The organism is Sphingomonas zeae (assembly GCF_014197135.1).
Lineage (GTDB): Bacteria > Pseudomonadota > Alphaproteobacteria > Sphingomonadales > Sphingomonadaceae > Sphingomonas > Sphingomonas zeae.
In genome coordinates this window covers 61,774-82,348 of sequence record NZ_JACIFA010000009.1, presented here as the reverse complement: position 1 = coordinate 82,348, position 20,575 = coordinate 61,774, and the positions used below count along the sequence as shown (strand labels likewise).

The following is a 20,575-nucleotide window of genomic DNA, read 5'->3' as shown; positions in this document are numbered from 1 at the left end:
CAGTGATGTGTAGTTCTATCCGCAGCCACTCTCGCTGACGCAGCAGGAGCAAGAGGGCCCAGGCGGCCAGTCACCTCGCTAGGTCGCGACGATGCCGGGGAGATGCTCCTACCGGACGCGACATGGCGCGGCATCGCTGGCCAGTCGTGGCGATGACGTCGAAGGGGATCGTGACGAGCATCCTTTCGCGGACCTTCCGCGTGCGCCCTTTTCGCCGGAGGGATGCGGCACATAGGCCCCCGCGATCCCCCCGCAACCCGCGAAAGCCGGGCCGTGTTGCCGCGTACCGCGGCTGCCCGCGCCACCCCGACTTTCGCGGGTTCCCCGCCGCGAAGCGGCGGTGCGTCGGGCTCTGCTGCGGCGTCCCAGGAGGTGCGCATCCGGCGGAAAAGGCCGCCGGCCTCTGCAATGAAAGGCTGTCGCCATGACTACTTCCCTCGCCGCGGCGCTCGCCGCTCTCGAACTGGGCCACCTCGAGCCGCGCTCCGACGAACTGCCCGGGATGGCACCGCCCCCGAGCGAGGCCCTCGATCAGACCACGACAGCGATCTGGAGCGACCTCTTCGCGACCCTCTTCAACACGTCCCTGGAGCGCGACATCGAGGAATTGGGCTGGGGCCTGGTGAACCTGTTCCACCGCGCGGCCGCGAAGAAGCACGCCACCATCGATCGTCTTACCGACGAGATCAGACTGCTGATCGCCGAGCAGGACGGCTCCGAGATCAACAGCACGAACCTTGAGGAGAAGGTCGAGCTCGCGAAGAAGATCGAGGAGGCGGCCGGCTGCTACGAGCAGATGCGCGACACTGCCGCGGCGCATTACATGCGCGAGACCGGTCGATCCTGGGTGCCCGCCACCGGCAATCGCATCTCACTGGGGGTTACCTCGGCAATCGTCGATGGTCAGGCGTTCTTGCGCGCGCGGCGTGAGCGCGTCCGCGATGCCAACACCGCGGTCGGAACCCCCGTCGTCTTCGCCGGCGGCCGGCTGACGTTCACCTGCGACGGGGACATGAAGACGTTCGGCGACAATCTCCTGCGCACGCTCAACGCCGTCCGCGAGCGGGTCGGGGACATGTACCTCGTCCATGGCGGCGACATGAAGGGGATCGAGCGCATCGCGGCGTCCTGGGCCGAGCAGCACGGCGTCCAGCAGGTTCGATTCGGTCTCGACCGCAAGCTCGGCGATCGCGCCGGTTTTCGTCGCAACGAGCAGATGCTGTCGCTCCGCCCGCGCTATCTCATCGCCTTTCAGGGCAATGGCGTGACCGAGCGCCTCGTCATCGATGCCAAGAAAGCGGGCGTCCGCGTCGTCGACCGCCGGGGACCGCTCGGGACGCCCCCGGCCGCGCTCGATCAGAAGCGCGAGGTCAGTCGCGCCTGATCGACGACGGGACCGCCGGTGCGCCGGCGGTCCTCGCTATGAGGGGGCTGGTCCCCATTTCCTGGCGGTGTCCGGCAGCCTTGGCGTTTCGCTTTTCCGCGATCGACATCGCATCGCACGCAACAGCGGTTATCAGCGGTTATCAGTGGCACGTCGCTGCACCAATGCTATTATCTCTTCCGAGCGCGCTGCGTGATCGTCGCATCCACCCTGTGGTGGACGACGGAAAGGGACAGGATGACCGAGACTGTGAACACGATCGAACTCGCCACCGAAGTGACCGCAGCCTGGCTATCGAACCCGAACACGCGCGCCGATCCGGAGGCCGTGCCCGCCTTTCTGACAGCGATTTACGCGTCGATCACGCAATTGGTCAGCGGCGAAGCCTCAGAGGACGCCGTCGAAGTCACTGCGGTCGATCACGCTCCTGCCGTCACCGTGCGCAAATCCCTGGCCTCACCCGATCGCATCATCTCGATGATCGACGGAAAGCCCTATCGGACCTTGCGCCGGCACCTCTCCACGCACGGCCTGACCCCGGATGAGTATCGCGCACGCTACAAGCTGAAGCCCGACTATCCGATGGTCGCGCCCGCCTACAGCGAGGCGCGGCGTGCCATGGCGAAGAAGATCGGCCTCGGTCGCAAGCCCAAGACACCGGCCGAGACGACCGCGGCGTCGGCCGTGCCGGCGCGCAAGCCCCGCCGCGCGAAGGGCGCCGTCACGCCGGCCTGATTGCGGACGGCGGGCGCGAGCGCGCCATCGGCCGGTTGGTTGTCGCCCCTCGACACGCGCCGACCGGTTCGGCCGCGCGATCGAGCCGTTCATCGGATCAGGGGATCGTCGAGCGGAGGTCGCCTGCCCGACCGCTCGGCGAACCCGGGTCCGGGTATTGAGGTCTGCTCGCAACTGATCGGCGGGGCTCATAGGAGAGACCGGGCTGCCGCCGACGTCGGAGAAGCCGGCGTCGCGTGGGGTCGGCACCAGGCTTCCCACCCCCTGTCGAGAGGAGGTATCAGACGTCCGCGTTCGTTGCTCGATCGCCCCAGGCTGCGCGGAGCGTCGTTGTATAGGGAACATTCTCGACTTCGGGCGCGGTTCGGCCAAGGCGCGTATGCCTGTGGCGTTGGGAGGGTCGGTGTCGCAGCCGCGCCCCCCTGCTCGCCCCTGACGTCCCCTGTCGGCAACGTGCCTCGACATGCATTGGTATGAAGGATGATGGTGCTGCTCCGGTTCGGCCCGCAACCGTTCGATCGCTCCAGCCCTCGATGCGATTGCAGCGCAGGTCAGTGGGGGAACGACGATCGAAGGTGCCGCCCGAATCCGGGGCGGGGGTGGCAGCGAGGTCGCAGGCCGGATGCGGTTTCACGAATATCGTGGTTCCGCTCGACTGCCTGAAGAGGGTCCATCCCCTCTCCTCACTGAACGACCTAAGCCGGCCGTCCATCGGCTCCAACCCGCATGGCTTCGGACCGAGTTGCCGCTTCGCGGCTGCCCGCACCACTCCTCGCCATGGGGTTTCCCTTCGCGTCTGCGCGCTCCGGTGGAGCCACCGGCCTGGCCGTCTTTGACGGTGTTCAGCCGAGGGAACGAACCCTCGAGCAGGACAAAGGAACCTCGACATGCAGAACCTCGTCATCCTCGCCGGCAACGTCGGCGCCGCCCCCGAGACCCGCACCACCCAGGGCGGCACCAAGATCACCAGCTTCAGCCTCGCGACCTCGCGGCCGAAGCGCGACAGTGAGGGCAAGGTCCTCAAGGAAAACGGCCGCCGACTCGAGGATACCGAATGGCACCGGATCACCTGCTTCAACGGTGTCGCCAAGACCGTCGCCGAATATGTCGAGAAGGGCCAGAAGGTGATGGTGCGCGGTCGGATCCACTACACCCGCTGGACCGACCAACAGGACATCGAGCGGTTCGGCGTCGAAATTATCGCCGACGAGGTCACCTTCCTCTCCTACGGCAAGTCCCGCCAGCAGCAGCAGGGCGCCGCGCAGGACAATGAGGACGACGACATCCCCTTCTGATCGGGGCGGGCGGCCCGGGAGCTTCGGCTCCCGGGCTCTTTCGTGCTGCCTCGCGCCAGGCATCCCTTCCTAACCTTTGTCGGTTGAGACACGATGCCCAAGTGGCAGGTCGAAGGACCGTGCTCGCGCCGATGACGTGATCCCGCACTCTACCTTTTTACCGTTTCGAGCGTTATGTTGACCACAAGCGGCCAAGACCCCTCGGCCGGGAGATGATGCAATGCTCGTCACGAACGTCAGGCAGCAGCGCGCGATCGGTCGCGCAGCCGCCGCCGCGGGTGGCTATTTCCAGCTCGCTCGGCGCCTGTCGCAGGCGCAGACCGAACGCACCCGTCGCGAAGGCACCGCAGTCGACGCGCCCCAGGCGGTAACCAATAACGAGACCACGCGACGCTGAACGTCTCGCATTGAGCCTCACCTTTTCCCTTCTTACCGCACTGCTGTGGCTGCTCCCGGGCATCACCGGGCTTATCTTCTGGAACAATCTGGGCCGACGCCACGGCGTACGACGGCCCGATCAACCGCTTACCGCGCTCAACAGCCTCGCGCTGGCGGGTGGCATCAGCCTCGCGGCGCATCTGTTCGGTGCGATCGTATGCGACGGGATCGTCGCAATTCTCAGCGGGCCCGAACGACCTGGGCTGGTCTCGCCTTATCGCGTCGTCGCCGGTTTGATGATCCGCCCGACCTCAGGTCCCAATGCCCGCGACCTCGGCCCGGGCGAGCCGCTCGGCCTGATCGAGTTTGCCTTCATCCTCATCTTTCTGTCCTATCTCGTCGCCGTCATGATCCGGCACAGGGGATTGGCGCTGGTGCTCGACGGGCTCGACAGCCACACCCAGGGCTGGGCATTCCAGCACATCATCGATCCGACGAACCATGGCTATTTCCAGCTCGCCTATGTCCTCACCGACGCGGTCGAAGACGGTCGCGGCCTCGGCTACGCGGGAGGGATCGCCGATATCCGTCTGTCGGACGACGGCGAGATCAAGGCGCTGACCCTGTCGGAGCCCAATCGCTTCATCTACATGATCGGCGGCAAACCCAAGGAGAAGGGTCATCTCAGCTTGCCGCGCAGCTGGGGCTCGATGATGCGGCGCGACGATGCGGGCGCGTCGGTCGCTGCCGGACTGGTGGTGGAGGAGGCAAAGCCGGTTGGCGGCGCCATCTACCTCCCCGCCGCGCGTATCCGAAACATGCTGGTGCTGAACTATTCAGAGCAGGCGCTGACCTCCGTCCTTCCTGACGCAGATCCCGCTCCCGCACCGCCCCCGCCTGTCGGCAAGCGCGAACGTGCCCGCGCTGCCGTGGCACAGGGCTTGTCCTGGCTGCTGCGCTGATGCGTTTCGATCCTGCCTTCCTTGCAGCGCTTCCCGACGATGCGCGGCTCATCGCCATCGGCATCGGCGTGTTGCTGCTGCCCCACCTCATCGCCGGACTATTCTGGTCGGCGATCCTGCGTCTCAAGCTGATGGTGCCGGCGGGGATTGTCGGCCTTCTCGCCGCGCAGGGCCTCGCGGTCACGATGACGAGCGGCCTGGGTTGGTTCGGAGGCGCAACCGGCATGGGCCGGACAGCACTCTGCAGCCTGCTCTGGCTGCTGCTGACGCTCATCATCCTGAACGTGCTCGCCGCTGTCGCCACCCGCTACGCGACGCCGCTTGAGTTCGATGGCCGCGTCATCGCGCCGGCCCGCTTCTGGCCTACCGGTCCGCTCGACTGGGTTTTGCGTCAGGAGGAGACGGTCAAGAATGCCACCTACGTCCCGCCGAGCGCGCAGCCGCCGCGCGAGGGCTTCGACTGATCGATGCTTTGCAGGCGGGTGGGGCACCCATGCCGGCGGTACCCCCTCCCCTTGCCCGGTGCGAAGGATCAGTATCCGACCTCGACCGGCAACGCACCGCAGGTATGACGCTGCTGTTCCAGTCCCCGTAGCAGAACACATCGTCGACGTCTCCCGGCTGTCGCCGGGACCGCCGCTCTATTCCGCTTGACGCTCCACCGAGCCCCTGACGGGTCTCGGCCCATCCGGGTGACGATCAGCTGACGAAGGCAGTGGCGCACAACGGGGCCGATCGCAGGCAACCGGCGCGCTGTGCCTGTCGAGCGCAATAGGATCGCTGGCGCATAGCACTGGTCTTGCCATCGCGGCACGCGGAGTGGGCGCGCGAGGAAAGGGAGCGACCGGATCGCCGACGTGGTGAACGTCGAGGGCGGCCCAGTGCTTCAGCCACGACGCTCCCGGCCGACGAGGTTCACCCCGCTCTTGGAGGCGCAATCCTTGGGCCGGTGCGGGTCCTTGTACGATCAACCCGTGAAGGGTCCGGGCGCTTCGCTACGGCTTTTTGCCGTGCCGGCGAAAAGTGATCGCGGCCCCTCCCCGTCCTGTCGGGCGCCTGTCGAGCGGGGATGAACCCCGTCGGCTTCACAGGAGCCTCGGACATGTTCAACGACATCTGGATCGCCCGCAAATCCGCCCTCAGCCTCGCCCGCAGCCTCATGGTCGCCACCATGGTCATCGCCATCGGCACCCAATACGCCGTCATCACCGCCGAAGATCACGACAGCTCGCACATCATCGTCAACGAATACGACCCTTTTGCCTGACATCCCGGGGGCTGAAAGGCCCCCCTCCCCTCCCCGTCTCGACCAAGGGCCCGGGCGGGCATCGAACCCGCCCGGGCCCGGTGGAGCGGTTCACCGGCTCACCAGATCCGCTGATCCCGGCTATCGTCGCGCGATGGCGCACGAGCTCGATGACATCGCCGCGCAAACCGAATGCCCGGCGTGCGGTCGGACACTCAACATCGCGTTCAAGACGCTTCGCCTCGCGCGGACGATCGATTGTCCGGGATGCGACGAGACGATCCGACCGATCGACGATACCCCCATCGCCCGCGTGCAGAAGCTGATCGACGAGGCCGACGGCTGACCACCTGACGGCCTCAGAGCAGGCCGCCGGTGACCTCGTGAAACGGCCGGATGCTATAGAGATCGGCGGGCTCGGTCGTCAGCAGGTCATCGACCGGCGCCTCCAGATCGAGCCAACGCGCCCAATCCTCCTGCCGCAACACAACCGGCGCGCGGTCATGGAGATCACTCAGCGCGCCCGGCGGCTGCGTCACCATCGTGAAGCTCTCGATCTCGCCCGCGTCCTGCGTCCTCGCCCGATCCCACAGGCCGGCGAAGCAGATCGGTGCGCCGTCCCGCGGAGCGACGTAGAATTTGGGTTTCGGCTTGCCCTCCCCCTTCCACTCGACCCACCCTTCGGCAGCGATGAGGCAGCGGCGTCGCTTGAAGGCATCGCGAAACGACGGCGCCGTCTTCACGCCCTCGGCACGGGCATTGAACGTCGCAGCCTTCCAGCCGCTGACCGGCCCCTTATGGAAGAAGGGGATCAATCCCCAGCGCATCCAGGTCAGCGCAACCCCGTCCTCCTGCGCGCGCAAGACGACCGCGCGATTGGTGGGACGAACCTCGGGCTGCGGCTCCAGATTGGGTGCCTGATGACGCTCGGGAAAGCGTACGGGGATGCGCGTCTCGTAGAACTCCTCGCAGACTTGATCGAAGCCCTTGGTGCGGCGGTAGTTGGTGCACATCGCTGTGGGCCGTCAACCGAGCGCGGTACGGACCGGTGGCAACGTCGCGAAGCTCCCGAGCAACGCCGGATCGCGCAGCAGCGCCGTCCAGGCCTGCCCGTAGGTCCGCGATGCGAGATAGAAGGTCGAGCCCGCACAGCCGACCATTCGGCAGCGCTCCAGCTTGTCGACCAGCGAATAGCCCACGCCATGGCGGGCAACGATGTCGTCGAGGTCGACGCGCAGTATCGTCCCGCAGACCGCGCAGCGTACGCGAACGAGCGCGTTCATCCGACGCATCTCGCCGACGTTTTCCAGCCAGCGGGGCCACAGGGCGATGATGTCGGCGCCGGTCTCCATCGATGAAGGATAGCGGGTCGGCTCCGCTTTCGTCCAGCATGGTGGGGCGGCTTGGCAGGGCGGCCCCCTACTCTCTTCCGGCGATCATCCGGGACTTTCCTGGCGCGCACGTCCTCGCCGAGGCGCAGCCCGGCGCAAGCCCGCTGGCGCGGGCTTCTCCACTGCCGTTTCGACCCTTCGGGTGCGCCGGGCGGCTATGCCCCGGCGGTCCTGCCGCGTGTCGAAAGGCCCCGATCACCGGGGCTCGAGCGTCAAGGAGACCGTCATGTCCGATGCCACCCCCCGGCCTGCAAGTACCGCCGATGCCGCCAGCGCGATCGCGCGCCTCAACGACCGGCTGCGCGATCACATCACCCAGCCCGGCACCGACCGGGTCATGATGACCAGCGGGATCGCCGAACTGATCGGCGACGTTGGCATCTTCCGCAACTTCCGCAAGCGCGCCGAACTCCTCCGAGCGATCCGGGGCTATGACGCCTTCACGCGCGCGAACGACCCTTATGGCGAACACGACCTCGGCACGTTCGACTTTGAAGGCGCAGCCTGCATGTGGAAGATCGACTATTACAACGCCGACCTGTCCGCCGGCTCGGAAGACCCCTCAGACCCATCCGTGACGGTACGCGTCCTGACGATCATGCGCGCCGACGAGCGCTGATCGGTCGGGCTCCGGCGGTCCTGCCGCCGGGGTCCGGTGCTGGCAGCGCGCCCAGTGCGTCCGATCCGGCGAGAGGCGCCAGGCCGAGGATCGCGATGGTCAGGGGAGCTGTCGCCATCGATCATGGTGACCCACGCAGCGATGCCGTGACCGCGCTCGGTCAACCCGGCGAAGCTGCACCTGCACGGCCGCGTCATATCGGGGCCGTCTTGGGCTCGTTACCTCGTTGGGGCATGTCGCTTGCTCGCGGATCGCCGCGTCCAACGGGAAGAAAAGAAGAGGCTGTCGTCGACGTCTCCCCAGTGTGACGGCCGGCCGGGGTCGGCGTCAAGGATGCGCGGTTCCCCCAATTCTCCCGGCCCGTTCCGCTGGCGCTCCAGGGCCGAGACAATCGGCTCCCCCACGCCCCGCTCGCGCGGCTGCTGGCGCAGTCCTGGACCCCGGCCCCAACCGACCGTCCAGCGGCACCTCGTCTTCACTCGAACAGACGGAGGCTTTCCATGCATGACCAATCGGCTCGTATCCAGGCGTGGCGTTCGGACCTGGCGGCAATCAATCGGGAGCTCGATGCGGCATCCCCCCTCCCCCGGCCATCAAAGGCCAAGCGTCGCCGCAATCCCAAGCCGCTCTGGGAGGAGTGAGCCGTCAGACCTTGAGGGGGGATCCTCGCGATTTTCTCTCCCTGTCGTCGGTCTCTAGGCGATCGCGGCGGGCGCTGGCCCAAGGGAGAAGGCTTCTTCAAGAGATACCACAGAATAGCGGGACAATGGCGGGTTGCGCCGCGGTGCAGCCGTTCGGTAAGGATGAGGCGCCTGCGGAGACGCGGGCCGGGGCGTGGAAACCCCGAAGAGTGAGAGCCGGTTCGATTGACCGGGTGGCGGACGCGTATGTCCAGGCCGCCCGGCTAAAGGCGTTCGCGCCAAGCTCACTCTTGGTTTCCAACACCCGGTTCCGAAGCGACGGCGTGCCCCGCGGGGCACGCCGCCGGCTTCCTGGCCGCCGGCTGCACGGAGCAGAGGTGTAGTGGCAAAGCGGCCGCGCGACATCGAGGTCGAAATTGTGCGGCGGCACCTGCCGAGCGTTCGTCAGCTTCTTTCGGCGCATCTTTGGCTCGCAAAGTCGGCGCGCATGACGCGGCATCGCATTTGGGCGACCTCCCCTTGTCAACCCTGCCGAGCTTGGATGGCCTCTGGATCCGGCGCGGCCAAAGCTATCGGCCGTCGTTTCCGGCCGACGCAACGCTGCTGGTGGGCGACGCCATTCTGCGATCGGCGTCGTATGTCTGGCTGGTGTGCGGCTAGATGGTCAGGGCGACCGTTGGTTATTGCCTGGGCGCAGCGACCATTCCGGCCGGCGACGTGGCCGCCACCGAGGCAAGCCGGTGCACCATGCCTCCGACGACCATGTGCGCAAAGTGTACAATGTGCACCGAGTGAGCACATGGCTAACGTTCACGGTGTGAGCATTTTGAAGGTTGGGACGTGTGCACGGCGTGAACATGTCAGCGCGGTGAACGTATAAACCTCGCGACCAAGTAGCCGCGAGCCGGTAGGAATTCGGTCCAGCTTGCTCTCTGCCGCAGGGTCTTCTCGCGGGGCGGTGATACGCACAACGGCGCGCGCAAACGTTCACAGCGTGAACATGGGCGCATTGTCGACAGGTTCAAGGAGGATCGTCGCGGCTGAAGCGCGGTTGCGCCTCTCGCCAGTACAGGAGCCTATTCGTCCCAGGTAGCTGCACTCACCAGCAGAGCGCCGACGACCTGCCCCCCCTCCCCGCGGCAGCGCCGCGCGGTTCGGGTGCGGGCGGTGACAGGATGGCCAATGATGTGGCGAGGCCGTTCCACGGGTATCGAGGTGAACATATTCAGGCGGTGAGCATGTCGCCAAGGTGAACGTCCTAGCTATGTGAACGTGTGACCAGGGTGAACATCAGAGCCATGTGTACATGAGTGCGGTGTGAACATGTCGCCGCGGTGAGCTTACGACCACACCAAGGCTGCACTGGGATCGCTGACGTCGCCGGTCGCGAAAGGCGATCGGACAACGCCTCGGCGGTTTGGTTGCGCTGATTGCTCGGTCGGCGAAACTCGGTCAACTCCCATCGCTGGCTGAACGCGGTTGCGTGGAATAGACGCTGGTCGTCCTAAGCAGGCGTGAGGGCAGGGGAGGGCGAGTGCCTCTGCGAGTTTCCTCGTGAGCATGTACTCAATGTGAGCATGCTCACACGTGGCGCTTGAACGTGCCGTCCGATCGCCGAGCGAAGGCGGTCCCCTGGCGCACGGGGCGATGCTGTCGGGAACGCGGCACTGTGGTCGCTTGTCGGACGCGAGTGCAAGCCGCGTCCGGTGCCTGACCCATTGCCAGCCATCCAACGCCCGCAATGCTCACGCGGTGCCCATGTTCACACGGCTTACATGTCAATAAAGTGCGCAAGCGACCATCGCGCACTTGTCACCAATGGGGGCTTGTGCAACTTTGGTCACACGTTCGCGGCGTGGTTGGTGCGTCACATGTGCACATCCGCCGATCAACCTGAGGAGACATCTGTTGCCGGTGATATCGATGCTGTCCCCGAAGGGCGGGGTGGGGAAGACCACTACCTCGCTCATTCTCGCGACGGTTCTCGCTTCGAAAGGGTCGAGCGTCGTGATGATCGACGCCGACCCGAATTTCCCGCTGTCACGCTGGGCGGCGAAGGACGGGAAGCCTGACAATATCGAGGTGGTACCCGAGATCGATGAGGACGAGATCATCAGTACGATCGACGCGGCGCGTAAACGCGCCGACTATGTCATCGTCGACCTGGAAGGGAAGGCCAGCGCGCGGGCGACCAACGCACTGATGATGTCGCATCTCGCCCTTGTCCCGATCCAGGGCTCCGAACTCGACGCCATGGAAGCTGCGCGCGCGTTCAAGGCGATTCGCAATGCCGGTACCGCGCGCCAGCGCCCCTTGCCCTTTGCCGCGGTTCTGACGCGGACGCCTGCTTCGACGAGGCTGTGGCCGCGTGACCTGAAAGCCGTCGTCGGCAATCTGGAAGATGCAGACGTCCCGATGATCTCGACCGCTATCGCCGAGCGCGGTGCATTCCGCGGCCTGTTCAGTATGGGCGGTACGCTGGACGACATGACTGCGGCGGATGTCGGTTCACTCGACAGCGCGAAGGCGAACGCTAACGCCTTCGCGTTCGACGTAGTGACGCTGCTCAAGGAAGGACTGGGCGCATGAGCGAGAAGCCTGCGGCATCGCGTCGATCGATCACCAGCTTCGCCGCTGATGATGACATTCCGGTCCCCACCGCTGAACAGCTGGCCGCAGCCAAATCAGCAGGGGAGGGGCTGGGCTTTCGCTCCGAAAAGCCGGCTCCCGCACCGGCGCAGCGGCCGGCGCCCAAGGTCCGGCAGCCGACCTTTACCGACGCGGTGCACGTCCGGTGCCGTCCCGAGGATCGTGCTCGCTTCGAGGACTTCGTCTGGCGCAACCGCGTTTCAAAGGGTGAGGCAATGACGCTTCTCCTTGACTTGGCCCTGACCGAAGAGGCGCGGAAGGCAAAAGCCGGGAAGTGACGACAAGCTGACCGGGGAGGGGAGGGGGTAAGTCTCCCGGCCATGATCGCGACCGCCCCGTCGATGGCACTCCGCCAGCACAGCCGGCGTCATACACCGGCCGGAAGGGGAGGGGGGCTGACCGCCAGGGACCATCCCCGTCGCTCCTCATGCCGAGCGACGAATCGGTGTGATTGATCGGCCGCAGGGTGACCGTTCCTGTGTCAGGTAGCGTCGCGTTGGGGCTTGCGCGTGCACGCCAAACGCGGGTCAGCGGCCGTTGGGAAGCGGACCAGCGGCAACGGAGCTCGCTATCTGCCGATAGCCTCGATCGGATCGCCTGGTCGTCATGATCTAGGCAACGTCAGCGACTCCGCACGATCGCCCATGTCCCGCCATCGTACCCGTTGCGACCGCGATGGGGCTGGTGAAAGGCGCGAGGCTAGCGGCCGAGGAGCCTTGGTTGCCGGGAGCCGGTGCCGTCCTCGCTGCGACGGACTGGTGCGATCGCGGGAACGGCATCCGCTACGACGGGTGTGCTACCGACGATCCGTCGAGCGACCGTTCACGACAGCTATCCGAGCTCCGGGGACTGGTCGCCGGCAAGCGGAGAGGGGGAGGGGGTCGCGGGAACGCCGCTCTGATGCCCTGTTCCCTTCGCGCGATCGGATCCGCGAACGGCTGCCGCTGACACGCCGTTGGTCGGACATGCGATCCTCCAGAATACGCTCGCCCCGGCCGACCGATCAGCCCGAGAGCGCGGCCAGTCGTTCAGCCACTGCCTTGCCGCCATGGGAGGCGAGCGCCGCTGCGATCGTGCGGGCGTCGGACTTCTCGATGGCAGCGATCTTGACCCGCTCGAGCGCGGCCAGAAGGACAGGACGACCGGCGTCACGGGCCGCTTCCGTCGCTTGCTTCGCCTGCTCGTCGACGCGCGCCAGTTCGGCAAGCAGCGCCTCGCGTCTCGCCGCGATGGCCGCCAGATCACCGGTGTTGGATTTCGCACGAGGCATGTGGCGTTCTCTCTTGTGCTGCAATTCGTGGACAGCACAAACATGGCCGACCCTCTCCAAGATTACTAGGTATCAGGGTATTGATCTTGTCCAGATCGACGGTGTCGATACCGGACCGGCATCAATGACGACTGCCAAGGCCGTTCGACTGTCGAACATATCAGGCGTCCATGTGCTTGCAATAACCTCGGCAATACAGCCCACTCCGCGTCTGGAGTGATTTCACTCCATCTAATTGGTTTTTGTACGAGGGTGGATCAATTATGAGGGATGGCAGGATATGCCATCTGGCACCAATGTAATACATTGGCTCGATGGCACCGCTGCACGGGGCTTTGAAAGTGGTGATCAGTCTTCGGCTCAAGGACGATCTGATCGCGGAGATCGACCGCGTCGCGGCCGCCCATGGCCAGACCCGGAGCGCCTGGATCGCGCAGATCCTCACGCGCACGGTGCTTGCGTCGGAACATGATGACCTGCCCATCGCGGGGGCGGCAGGTAGGCTCGATCACGAGGGTCATTCAGACGAGCAGGTCCGGGTGACGGTCCGCCTCAACCGGCGCGAGATCGAGGCGATCGATATTGTTGGCGCGCCGCTCGGCCTGTCCCGCAACGAGTGGATCAAACGCGCCCTGCGCTGGCAGCTCTGGGACAAGGCCGCGCAGCTCCGGCTATGCCCGGCCATGAAGGAGGAGGTCGGAAAAGTCCGCAAGCAGATCCTTCTGATCGGCCGCAACATCAACCAGGCGGTCCATGCCATGAATGCCGCCAACCAGCCCGAGAGCAGCCTCGACATCGCGCGGATTGCGGAACCCTTTCTGGAGACGTGCGCCGACCTGAAGATCGTTCTGCACGCCACTCGGCGCAGCCTGTCCGCCTATGTCGGGGGCGAAGTCGCGTATTGGACCGGCGCGTTCGGAGCACCGCGCGCGTGAGCCTCAACCTGTCGCCGGGCACGCTCGACACGATGGCGGGGATCTTCGCGCCAGCGAAGAAGCAGAGGCTCGGCAGCGGGGGCGGGTCGCCTCCACCAGCAAAGCAGGGCGGAACAATGCTGAGGCTCGCGGTCGCCTCCATGTTCCCGAAGGCCACGAGCCGACCGGGTGGCGGTCGCCAACCTTATGCGACGAAGCAGGCATTCGGTGCGGGCGCCCAAGGCGCCGTCAGTCGTCGCGCTATCGCGACGATGGACCGAACCGCACGCCGGGTCCCCGAGGTCCTCGTTCGCATCACGGGACGTCAGCATGGCAGCGGGCACGTGCTCGCCAATTTCGCCTACATCAGTCGCCTTGGTCACGGCACCGACAAGCAATTGGCGCTGTATACGAGCGACGAGGAGGTGCTCCGTGACGGACGCGCCATGCAGGAGCTCGCGCAGGATTGGCAGGAATGGGAGATGGGCGACGATGCCCGCCGCAAGGGCGCGACGTCGCTATCGATGATCCTTTCGATGCCATCGGGTACCGATCCCGAACGCCTCAAGGCGGCCGCGCTGGATTTCGCGCGGGAGGAATTCGCGAACCGGTCCTGGGTCGCGTCGCTCCACATTGACCGGGATCATCCGCACGTTCACCTGACCTTCGCACGGCGCGACCATGATGGTCGACGTTTTCACCCCACCCGTGACGACCTCTTCCGCTACCGCCAGCGCTTCGCCCAGAAGCTGCGCGACCGCGGCATAGAGGCGAATGCGACGCCGGCGAAGGCGAGGGGGGTAGACCCCAAGCATGAGCCGATCGCTGCCAGGAAAGTGCGAGCAAACGGCCAGGTACCGCGGCTCGACACGAACCGCCTCGCGCGCGCACAACGCTTCGCGAACGCGACCACAGCCGATCCGGTTCGGGCTATCCTTACCGAGCAACAGGCCGTCGTCAGGGACGCCTATCTGCAGTCGATCGCCGAGCTCAGTGCCACCCCGTCGGTCGTCAACCAGACGGTCGCGAAAAGCCTGCAACGGTTCGTCGAGGTTCTGCCCGACCCCGAACCGAACTCCATCCAGGCCGCCCATACGCTCCGCGTGCTGCGGGCGTTGGACACCCGACTTGGTGGACTCGAAGCGGAGGCAAGCGATGCGCCAGCGGACCCGATCGCCGCCGCGATCGCCCGGTCCAGCGCGATGAGGGACCGGATCGAGGCACGTCGTCTTCGCGATCAGACGGATGCGGTCCGCTCGCCCGAACCCGTCGACCCCGAGCGGCAGAAGGAGGAAACTCGGACACCAATCACCCGCCACGATCCGGCAACCGCACCGACCGATATCGACGAGGTAATGCGTCAGGTTCAGGAGCGAGAACGCGCGCGGATGGCCCGCGAGCGGGAGCGGGATCGAAGCCCTGGTAGGGGAGGGCCGACGCGATGAGCGATGTCAGTCAGACTGCCGCCCTAGCCGCCATTCTTGACGCGCTGACACTGATGCAGGACCAGGTCGAAGAGATCGGCGAACGCAGCAAGCGCCTCGAAGCAAATCAGGCCGACATCCTTGCAAGGCTCGAGACCATCGATGCTGCGCAGGCCATCGCGACGGACCTCCAGCCTAATCTCGAGCATCTCGCGTCCGAAGTCTCCGAGACCCGGGGCGAGATGGGGGAGGGGTTCGCCCGTGTTGCGCAGGTCGCGGGCTGGGCGCATGCCGCGGCCGCTGGCAACGCCGCTCCATTGCCGGCCGATGTCCTCGACGATCCGCTGCTCGAGCTCTTCGTCATCAGCCAACCCGCAGACCGCACTTCAACCCGCCGCGCCATCGTGGATTGGCGGGAGAAGGCGCGGACGGTCGATACTGCGGCGCTGACCGCTCTTCTGATTAGCCAGTACCGCCCGTCACCGACAGACGATCGCGCAGGCCGCCGTCTGCGATACAAGTTGGCTGCGATCACCCGCGACGAACTGGAGCGTCGAGGTGCTGTGATGCCGCCATTGCCGCGCTCGACAATAGCGGCGGACCGATCGGCCGAGGCGCAGCGCGCGCGGTCCGAGGCGCTGGTCGAGGTGTGGCAAGCGGGGGAGGGCGCAATGCTCTACGCTGAGCCGGAGCTCGCTGGTGCGATGGACATCATGGCGGCGGCAAGGCGGGAGGGTGTTGCGCTGCCTGAGCAGAGCCTAGCAAGCGGATTGGCTGCGTTGCATCAGACGATTTCAGATCGCCTGAGTGTCGGCGACAGACCTGAGTTGGCATCTGATCCGAAGAACGTCGGCGCGAGGGAAGAAATACTCCGTGATCGATAGCTTTGAATCACGTACAATCTGAGGAAGAGACGCTGAAGCCGTGCGCCACATGTCAATGAGCGCGTCACATGAAGAAGCGGAACTGAAACGGGGTACTCCCCAAGCGGGGCATTCGTTTAAGAACCCGCGCTAGGACCTTGGCGTAGCTCATGGTCACGGGTAGGGGATCGTAGAGTCCGTCGTTGTTCCAATTCATCTTGGAAAGCGCCAATGCCGCCATAGCCGTGTCATCCCACGAGCCATGTCCGGCGTGGCGCACAAGCCGGATCGGCTTGGGAGTTCCCCGCCCGCCCTGAAGGTGCGGCCGCTTGCCCAAGCCGTCTACCGCGCCGTGTATCCAAAGCAGCGCGTCTCGTGGGCCGAGCTGTACCAGCGTTCCCCGTTTGACCGGATATGCGGCGGCCTGATTGCGGCGTGGATTGTTGGGGTCCTGCTCCCACCAGACACCACGCCACCCGACCTCATCAACGACTTGGATGAGATCGACCGCTTCGCAGACCGGTAGCGCTTCGAAGCAACCAGCGATCTCGTCGCTTTTGAATTCGGTGGTCTTGTGGATCATCACGCGTCGAGGTGAGCGTCCCCCGTGTCGTCGCCTGTAGAGTTCGAGCGACCGCGTGATCACTCGGAACATCTCGGCACGAGACAAAAACGGGTTCTCCCGTTGTACCTGAATTTCATTGGTATCAAACGCGATAAATTCTAATCCGGCGCCGTCCTCATCGAAAACCTGACTGCAGCAGGTTACGAAACGTGGACTACCGCTGTCGTCATTACGAACGGCATAGGAAATGCCGATGAAGGCCGTTTCCGCCTTGGTGTCAGCCAACTTCCAAGGAATGCCGCCAGCCTTGGCATAGATTGCGAGGCCGATACGCCACATCACGCTCGCTCGACATGAATAGGAGAGCGCGCGCCCTTCACGCACGATCTGGATCGGCATCCCGCGAATTGCTGCAAAGGCCTTCAGATAGTCGTGCAGGTCGAAGTCATCGTCGTGGCCGAAGAAGGCGGCCTCCCAGCGATCGGGCAGGTAGACGAACAGAACGTCGAACTCCGTGCGAAACGCCTCCAAGCAGCGAACTGCTTGGATAAGGCGGTCGGCCAGCAGAGTATGCGGCGCCGGGCTCGCGGCGAGATCGGCGTCCAGTGCCGGCTCAAGTTCGACACGGCACTTGGCCGGTGCCGCGGTTACCCGCGTGTTGAACACGGCCGAGAAGCCCGGCCACTCGGGAAGATAATCGGTTCGTTCACGTGGCGAAAACGTCCGGTGGAGCTCTTGCATGAAGCCGAACAGGCGGGTGGACTCTCCGGCCGGCGCAATGGTGGCAACCCGAATGGGACTGGGCACCTGCGAGGCGGAAAAGGGACCAAACCTCTTGAGGCCGCGTAGCGGATGAATATCTCGATCGCCGCTGCGCTCAGGATGGAAGAGGAGTTCCGGCTCCGGATACCAGACGTGGGGCGAAATTTCGCTGCTCATGGCGTCACCCTGAACGAGAACGCGGTTCGTCGCCCGACGGCGAACGAAGCGTCGATCCCATCTCCAATCCCCAGTGCCCGCACATTCTCTCCGGCAAACAGTCCCGTCCAGAAATCGATGAGCTTATCCGCATCCCGGTTGTAGCGGCGCGCTGTTCGCTCGCGCGCAAAGTCGGCCGCCTTGGCCCGGCTTGCGGTTGAGCCATCGTCGTCCGTATCGATCCGGGGCTCAACCAAGAGCCACAAGCGGTCGTCCGCCCAATCCAAGCGGACCGCTACTCCCTCCCGCCATCGTACCTTGCCGCCGTCGATCCGACCTTGGAGCGGTCCCACCAAGCTGCGCAGCGACCCCCAATGCTCATCTGCCGGGTCGTGCGGTGCCAGGATATGGACGTTGCGCCGCCGCTGGGCATCAAGCCCATGTACACTGCACAGCCCACGAACCAGCGCCTCTCGCAGCAGGCCTCGTTCACCGGAATCGTAACGCAGTCGCCGATCCTCAAAGACGGACAGATCAAAGTCCGTGATATCGTAGGGGGCGAAGACGCGGCGAAACTCCTGGTCCGAGCCGAACCCAATGACTCCCCCGCTGGTGCGGGTAGCAATCAGATCAGCCTTCGCCGCGAGTATTGCATCCCGGACGTCTGCCGCCCCACCAATTCCACAAACGACGCGGCGGGCGTTTGTCGGTATGGATTCGACCTCGATCCCATTTAGTCGGACGAGAGGCCAGTTATGTTTGCCGGTCAGCGCCGGGGCGGCTGTCCACCAGCGTTGCTTCTGACCCAGGCTGTCGAGCGCTGTCGAGTCGAGGTCAGGCAACAGACGCACGAGATCGCGAAGCGCTTCGTCCAAATTCTCGATACGGACCAGCCCGCTGTCGACGCCAACCGCCTGGGCGCGTTCGAGCAGCTGGTTGACGCGTTCGAAGGGTGGCTCCTCGCCGCGATGCAGCCAAAACAAGCCTCCCGGGAAGGCGCCGGGGCGTTCGAGTGCTGCCTCGAGCGCATCCATAATGGACGCATCGCGTCCGCTATACCCCCCGACGACCAGACCGGATCGGCGGCAGGAATCGACGAGCACCTCTCTGAGCTGTGCATCCTGCTGCCTGAGCTCGTCGGGTGTGTTCTTGAGCCGGCGGGACCGGAAATCGCCGTGCAGCTTGACCTCGATAGGCCATTGCTGCGCTGCAATCTGCTCGGCTGCCAGATCAGGCGCATCAAGGGCCACGACGCTGAGCGACTTGGTGGTGCCATAGGTTTGTGCGCAGGCATCCGCGACGAGGTGATCGAAGTTGGTGGTCCAGATCAGGTGAGCATGCCCCGCCTTTAGCAGGGCAGCGAGCGCTAGGTGGCCATAAGCAGGCTTTGCGCCGCCGATCATGCCATCGATGAACGTTCGACGGTCCTTCTCGGCGGGATAAGCTGCTTCGAATAGCGCCGCATATTCGTCCGGAGCACCGGGGACTGGTAAGCTGCCCGATCCGCTGACATGGGCGTCGAGCAACGCACGCACACTCGGATTGCCGGTGTCGGCGATGGTCGAAAGCGGCACCCGCCGCTGCGCCGCATAGAGGATCTGCTTGAACTGCCAGATCATGTCCCATGCGGTGGGCACGCCCGCAGAGACAGACGCACCCGCGCCCAGAAACCACATGAGCTGACCAGGTCGCAGCGCGAAGCGCCGTGCGAAGTCATCACTATCTATCTCAGGTGCCAAGCCATTCCCCTCCCGGGCCACGCTAGCCAACTCAGGCCGCCTGTAAAGTAGAGGCAGCCAGCGTTGTGAGATCGGTCGGACTGAACCAAAACACCCGCTTCTCGAAATCTGCCGGTTCTCGTCAGTGCCGCAGGAAGCCGTCAGCTCTAGGCACTGGCCTGGGGCGATCACATATAAGACTGTATGAGCACTTTTCTGCTTCCGTTATCCGAGTTCAACCGCATCCATCAGGTGATCCACGGCACGATCAAGGACGAGGGCAATCCCGGCAAGGCGTGCACGCTCTTTGCCTGCATCGGCGCCTTAATCTTGAACAAGCATTACAAGATACCGGCCAGGGCGGTAGCCGGAGGTTTTGCGCTATGCGTCGAACCCGAGAAGGTCATGTTCTTCGGGCGGGATGGGGGAGGTACCGTAGAGTTCGACGAAGACGGCTTCCACATGTGGGTCCAAACCGAGACCCACGTGATCGACTTCATGTCTCCCTTGTACCAAGAAGCGTTCCAGGACGTGCAGCAGGAAGTGGCCATTCCACGCCGAATGTTGCAGAAGCGGCTATCCGATGAAGCACCCGACCTCAACCAGCTAAAGAAGGCCGGCGACTACTTTACGATGCCCGATCCGGAGCTGAGCGAGCGCTTGATCGATCACGTCCTAGACCGGCCTATCAACACCGATATTATCCACATCGCTGAAACATGGTTCGGCACGCGTCGAGGTAAGCAGAAGCCATCGCTGACGATCGGCAGCAATGACGGGCTGGTTCGTGACCTGCGGCTGCCGGCGACCGTCGCGCGAGGAGCTTGGTAAGCCATGGCAGTTGCACGATGCCGCTCCGGTTCGCCTAGCCCATGGCCCCTGCGATGCCGCTGATCGGCACAATTGATCCTGCATGGAAGGACATGTCCAAATACGTAGTCCACTTCGCCAAGGAGTCTAAGTTCAAATCGGCCTATGATAACGCAATTGCGATCCTGTACGAGCGGCGCATTGTCGCGATGAAGGCGTTCGGTGCCGGACGCCATCTTCCGCACGCCAAGCGCTCGGTCTGTTTTAGTGAGGTGCCGCTTCATCACTTCAAGCGCCTGGCTGACGCGCGAGGTCAGCACGGGATCGGCTTTCGCAAGGAGTTTCTGGTCGAGCGAGGCGGCGGGCCGATCCTCTATGCCTATAAGGATACGCCGCAGGCGCAGGCGATCAATGCCCTGGTCCATAGCGCAGCCGGCGATCCGGCCGCTCCGGTCTGGAATTTGGCGCCCTTTGTGGACTTGCCCGGCACCTATGGTGTCTCGACCTACCTTTTCGAGTGGGAGCGCGAGTGGCGACACGTCGGCGACCTACCGTTTGCAGAGACGGAACCGGCGTTCCTAATTATTCCCGAAACGCTCCACGATGCCGCCAGAGGCTTCTTCGCCTCCGCTAAGCTCGATCATGTCGGCCCGAGCTACGAGTGTCCGTTCATCGATCCCTACTGGAGCGAAGACAGGATCGAGATGGCGTTGTCGGGCTGAGCGCTTGGGTGTTGAAACGGATCTCAATCGGTTGCGCTGTCTGGATGTAAGCGTTGTCGGCACGGCAGGCG

The 20,575-nt window shown here is 64.7% G+C and carries 21 protein-coding genes; 16 read left to right on the top strand and 5 right to left on the bottom strand.

Annotated elements, in window-relative coordinates:
• The first annotated feature begins 424 nt into the window (after nucleotides 1-424).
• The 8 genes from GGR45_RS13735 (at nucleotide 425) to GGR45_RS13700 (ending at nucleotide 6,346) form a co-directional block, all read left to right on the top strand.
• Nucleotides 425-1,384 carry a DUF2493 domain-containing protein gene (locus GGR45_RS13735; RefSeq protein ID WP_052814255.1) on the top strand — a complete coding sequence of 320 codons (960 nt, stop codon included), beginning with the start codon at nucleotides 425-427 and terminating at the stop codon, nucleotides 1,382-1,384.
• 237 nt (nucleotides 1,385-1,621) lie between these two features.
• Nucleotides 1,622-2,119 carry a Ros/MucR family transcriptional regulator gene (locus GGR45_RS13730; protein WP_043061324.1) on the top strand — a complete coding sequence of 166 codons (498 nt, stop codon included), beginning with the start codon at nucleotides 1,622-1,624 and terminating at the stop codon, nucleotides 2,117-2,119.
• An 887-nt stretch (nucleotides 2,120-3,006) separates the two neighbouring features.
• Complete coding sequence (locus tag GGR45_RS13725; RefSeq protein ID WP_043061323.1) at nucleotides 3,007-3,414, top strand: single-stranded DNA-binding protein; 408 nt, start codon at nucleotides 3,007-3,009, stop codon at nucleotides 3,412-3,414.
• 220 nt (nucleotides 3,415-3,634) lie between these two features.
• Nucleotides 3,635-3,811: a hypothetical protein gene (locus tag GGR45_RS13720; RefSeq protein WP_156477747.1), complete on the top strand. Its 177-nt coding sequence runs from the start codon at nucleotides 3,635-3,637 to the stop codon at nucleotides 3,809-3,811.
• Nucleotides 3,812-3,821: 10 nt separating this feature from the next.
• Nucleotides 3,822-4,754: a hypothetical protein gene (locus tag GGR45_RS13715; RefSeq protein ID WP_043061322.1), complete on the top strand. Its 933-nt coding sequence runs from the start codon at nucleotides 3,822-3,824 to the stop codon at nucleotides 4,752-4,754.
• Nucleotides 4,754-5,218, top strand: coding sequence for a hypothetical protein (locus GGR45_RS13710; protein WP_043061321.1), 465 nt, complete (start codon nucleotides 4,754-4,756; stop codon nucleotides 5,216-5,218). Before GGR45_RS13715 ends, GGR45_RS13710 begins: the two co-directional genes overlap by 1 nt.
• Before the next feature lie 638 nt (nucleotides 5,219-5,856).
• A complete protein-coding gene (locus GGR45_RS13705) occupies nucleotides 5,857-6,021 on the top strand; it encodes a hypothetical protein (RefSeq protein ID WP_165800937.1) in 165 nt (54 codons plus the stop codon).
• A gap of 133 nt (nucleotides 6,022-6,154) precedes the next feature.
• Nucleotides 6,155-6,346 (top strand): hypothetical protein, encoded by a 192-nt coding sequence (locus GGR45_RS13700; RefSeq protein WP_043061320.1) that lies wholly within the window; start codon nucleotides 6,155-6,157, stop codon nucleotides 6,344-6,346.
• Nucleotides 6,347-6,359: 13 nt separating this feature from the next.
• On the opposite strand, the gene GGR45_RS13695 is transcribed toward GGR45_RS13700, so the two are convergent.
• Both GGR45_RS13695 and GGR45_RS13690 read right to left on the bottom strand, forming a co-directional pair.
• On the bottom strand, nucleotides 6,360-7,013 hold the full coding sequence (locus tag GGR45_RS13695; protein WP_052814254.1) for an SOS response-associated peptidase: 654 nt from the start codon (nucleotides 7,011-7,013) through the stop codon (nucleotides 6,360-6,362).
• 12 nt (nucleotides 7,014-7,025) lie between these two features.
• The gene (locus GGR45_RS13690) at nucleotides 7,026-7,352 is read right to left on the bottom strand and encodes a hypothetical protein (RefSeq protein ID WP_043061319.1); all 327 of its coding nucleotides are present in this window, start codon (nucleotides 7,350-7,352) and stop codon (nucleotides 7,026-7,028) included.
• 265 nt (nucleotides 7,353-7,617) lie between these two features.
• On the opposite strand from GGR45_RS13690, the gene GGR45_RS13685 reads away from it, so the two are divergent.
• The 3 genes from GGR45_RS13685 (at nucleotide 7,618) to GGR45_RS13675 (ending at nucleotide 11,578) form a co-directional block, all read left to right on the top strand.
• A complete protein-coding gene (locus GGR45_RS13685; protein ID WP_061780325.1) occupies nucleotides 7,618-8,010 on the top strand; it encodes a DUF3768 domain-containing protein in 393 nt (130 codons plus the stop codon).
• A 2,564-nt stretch (nucleotides 8,011-10,574) separates the two neighbouring features.
• Entirely contained in the window at nucleotides 10,575-11,240 is a 666-nt protein-coding gene (locus tag GGR45_RS13680) for a ParA family protein (RefSeq protein ID WP_243403485.1), read from the top strand.
• Nucleotides 11,237-11,578 carry a hypothetical protein gene (locus tag GGR45_RS13675; protein ID WP_043061317.1) on the top strand — a complete coding sequence of 114 codons (342 nt, stop codon included), beginning with the start codon at nucleotides 11,237-11,239 and terminating at the stop codon, nucleotides 11,576-11,578. The genes GGR45_RS13680 and GGR45_RS13675 overlap by 4 nt, the downstream gene beginning before the upstream one ends.
• 725 nt (nucleotides 11,579-12,303) lie before the next feature.
• On the opposite strand, the gene GGR45_RS13670 is transcribed toward GGR45_RS13675, so the two are convergent.
• Nucleotides 12,304-12,570: a hypothetical protein gene (locus GGR45_RS13670; RefSeq protein ID WP_043061316.1), complete on the bottom strand. Its 267-nt coding sequence runs from the start codon at nucleotides 12,568-12,570 to the stop codon at nucleotides 12,304-12,306.
• A 341-nt stretch (nucleotides 12,571-12,911) separates the two neighbouring features.
• Here GGR45_RS13670 and GGR45_RS13665 point away from each other — a divergent pair, with 341 nt between their 5' ends.
• The 3 genes from GGR45_RS13665 to GGR45_RS13655 are packed head-to-tail and all read left to right on the top strand — an operon-like array spanning nucleotide 12,912 to nucleotide 15,792.
• Nucleotides 12,912-13,505 carry a ribbon-helix-helix domain-containing protein gene (locus GGR45_RS13665; protein WP_043061315.1) on the top strand — a complete coding sequence of 198 codons (594 nt, stop codon included), beginning with the start codon at nucleotides 12,912-12,914 and terminating at the stop codon, nucleotides 13,503-13,505.
• Nucleotides 13,502-14,929 carry a relaxase/mobilization nuclease domain-containing protein gene (locus tag GGR45_RS13660; RefSeq protein WP_241769347.1) on the top strand — a complete coding sequence of 476 codons (1,428 nt, stop codon included), beginning with the start codon at nucleotides 13,502-13,504 and terminating at the stop codon, nucleotides 14,927-14,929. The genes GGR45_RS13665 and GGR45_RS13660 overlap by 4 nt, the downstream gene beginning before the upstream one ends.
• The gene (locus GGR45_RS13655) at nucleotides 14,926-15,792 is read left to right on the top strand and encodes a hypothetical protein (RefSeq protein ID WP_116462766.1); all 867 of its coding nucleotides are present in this window, start codon (nucleotides 14,926-14,928) and stop codon (nucleotides 15,790-15,792) included. The genes GGR45_RS13660 and GGR45_RS13655 overlap by 4 nt, the downstream gene beginning before the upstream one ends.
• A gap of 64 nt (nucleotides 15,793-15,856) precedes the next feature.
• Here the strand turns inward: GGR45_RS13655 and GGR45_RS13650 are convergent, their stop codons facing one another.
• The gene (locus GGR45_RS13650) at nucleotides 15,857-17,275 is read right to left on the bottom strand and encodes an argonaute/piwi family protein (RefSeq protein ID WP_043061314.1); all 1,419 of its coding nucleotides are present in this window, start codon (nucleotides 17,273-17,275) and stop codon (nucleotides 15,857-15,859) included.
• On the bottom strand, nucleotides 17,272-18,993 hold the full coding sequence (locus GGR45_RS13645) for an SIR2 family protein (RefSeq protein WP_221235832.1): 1,722 nt from the start codon (nucleotides 18,991-18,993) through the stop codon (nucleotides 17,272-17,274). The genes GGR45_RS13650 and GGR45_RS13645 overlap by 4 nt, the downstream gene beginning before the upstream one ends.
• Before the next feature lie 183 nt (nucleotides 18,994-19,176).
• Here GGR45_RS13645 and GGR45_RS13640 point away from each other — a divergent pair, with 183 nt between their 5' ends.
• Together GGR45_RS13640 and GGR45_RS13635 are read left to right on the top strand one after the other, a co-directional pair.
• Nucleotides 19,177-19,803, top strand: coding sequence for a DUF2026 family protein (locus GGR45_RS13640; protein WP_043061313.1), 627 nt, complete (start codon nucleotides 19,177-19,179; stop codon nucleotides 19,801-19,803).
• A 53-nt stretch (nucleotides 19,804-19,856) separates the two neighbouring features.
• Nucleotides 19,857-20,504, top strand: a complete 648-nt coding sequence (locus tag GGR45_RS13635) for an abortive infection system antitoxin AbiGi family protein (protein ID WP_043061332.1) — start codon at nucleotides 19,857-19,859, stop codon at nucleotides 20,502-20,504.
• Nucleotides 20,505-20,575: the final 71 nt, after the last annotated feature.

Bases quoted from the DNA above. Each gene is read 5' to 3' on its own strand.
- GGR45_RS13735 (WP_052814255.1), top strand. From the start codon at position 425: ATGACTACTTCCCTCGCCGCGGCGCTCGCCGCTCTCGAACTGGGCCAC.
- GGR45_RS13730 (WP_043061324.1), top strand. From the start codon at position 1,622: ATGACCGAGACTGTGAACACGATCGAACTCGCCACCGAAGTGACCGCA.
- GGR45_RS13725 (WP_043061323.1), top strand. From the start codon at position 3,007: ATGCAGAACCTCGTCATCCTCGCCGGCAACGTCGGCGCCGCCCCCGAG.
- GGR45_RS13720 (WP_156477747.1), top strand. From the start codon at position 3,635: ATGCTCGTCACGAACGTCAGGCAGCAGCGCGCGATCGGTCGCGCAGCC.
- GGR45_RS13710 (WP_043061321.1), top strand. From the start codon at position 4,754: ATGCGTTTCGATCCTGCCTTCCTTGCAGCGCTTCCCGACGATGCGCGG.
- GGR45_RS13705 (WP_165800937.1), top strand. From the start codon at position 5,857: ATGTTCAACGACATCTGGATCGCCCGCAAATCCGCCCTCAGCCTCGCC.
- GGR45_RS13700 (WP_043061320.1), top strand. From the start codon at position 6,155: ATGGCGCACGAGCTCGATGACATCGCCGCGCAAACCGAATGCCCGGCG.
- GGR45_RS13695 (WP_052814254.1), bottom strand. From the start codon at position 7,013: ATGTGCACCAACTACCGCCGCACCAAGGGCTTCGATCAAGTCTGCGAG.
- GGR45_RS13690 (WP_043061319.1), bottom strand. From the start codon at position 7,352: ATGGAGACCGGCGCCGACATCATCGCCCTGTGGCCCCGCTGGCTGGAA.
- GGR45_RS13685 (WP_061780325.1), top strand. From the start codon at position 7,618: ATGTCCGATGCCACCCCCCGGCCTGCAAGTACCGCCGATGCCGCCAGC.
- GGR45_RS13680 (WP_243403485.1), top strand. From the start codon at position 10,575: ATGCTGTCCCCGAAGGGCGGGGTGGGGAAGACCACTACCTCGCTCATT.
- GGR45_RS13675 (WP_043061317.1), top strand. From the start codon at position 11,237: ATGAGCGAGAAGCCTGCGGCATCGCGTCGATCGATCACCAGCTTCGCC.
- GGR45_RS13670 (WP_043061316.1), bottom strand. From the start codon at position 12,570: ATGCCTCGTGCGAAATCCAACACCGGTGATCTGGCGGCCATCGCGGCG.
- GGR45_RS13655 (WP_116462766.1), top strand. From the start codon at position 14,926: ATGAGCGATGTCAGTCAGACTGCCGCCCTAGCCGCCATTCTTGACGCG.
- GGR45_RS13650 (WP_043061314.1), bottom strand. From the start codon at position 17,275: ATGAGCAGCGAAATTTCGCCCCACGTCTGGTATCCGGAGCCGGAACTC.
- GGR45_RS13640 (WP_043061313.1), top strand. From the start codon at position 19,177: ATGAGCACTTTTCTGCTTCCGTTATCCGAGTTCAACCGCATCCATCAG.
- GGR45_RS13635 (WP_043061332.1), top strand. From the start codon at position 19,857: ATGCCGCTGATCGGCACAATTGATCCTGCATGGAAGGACATGTCCAAA.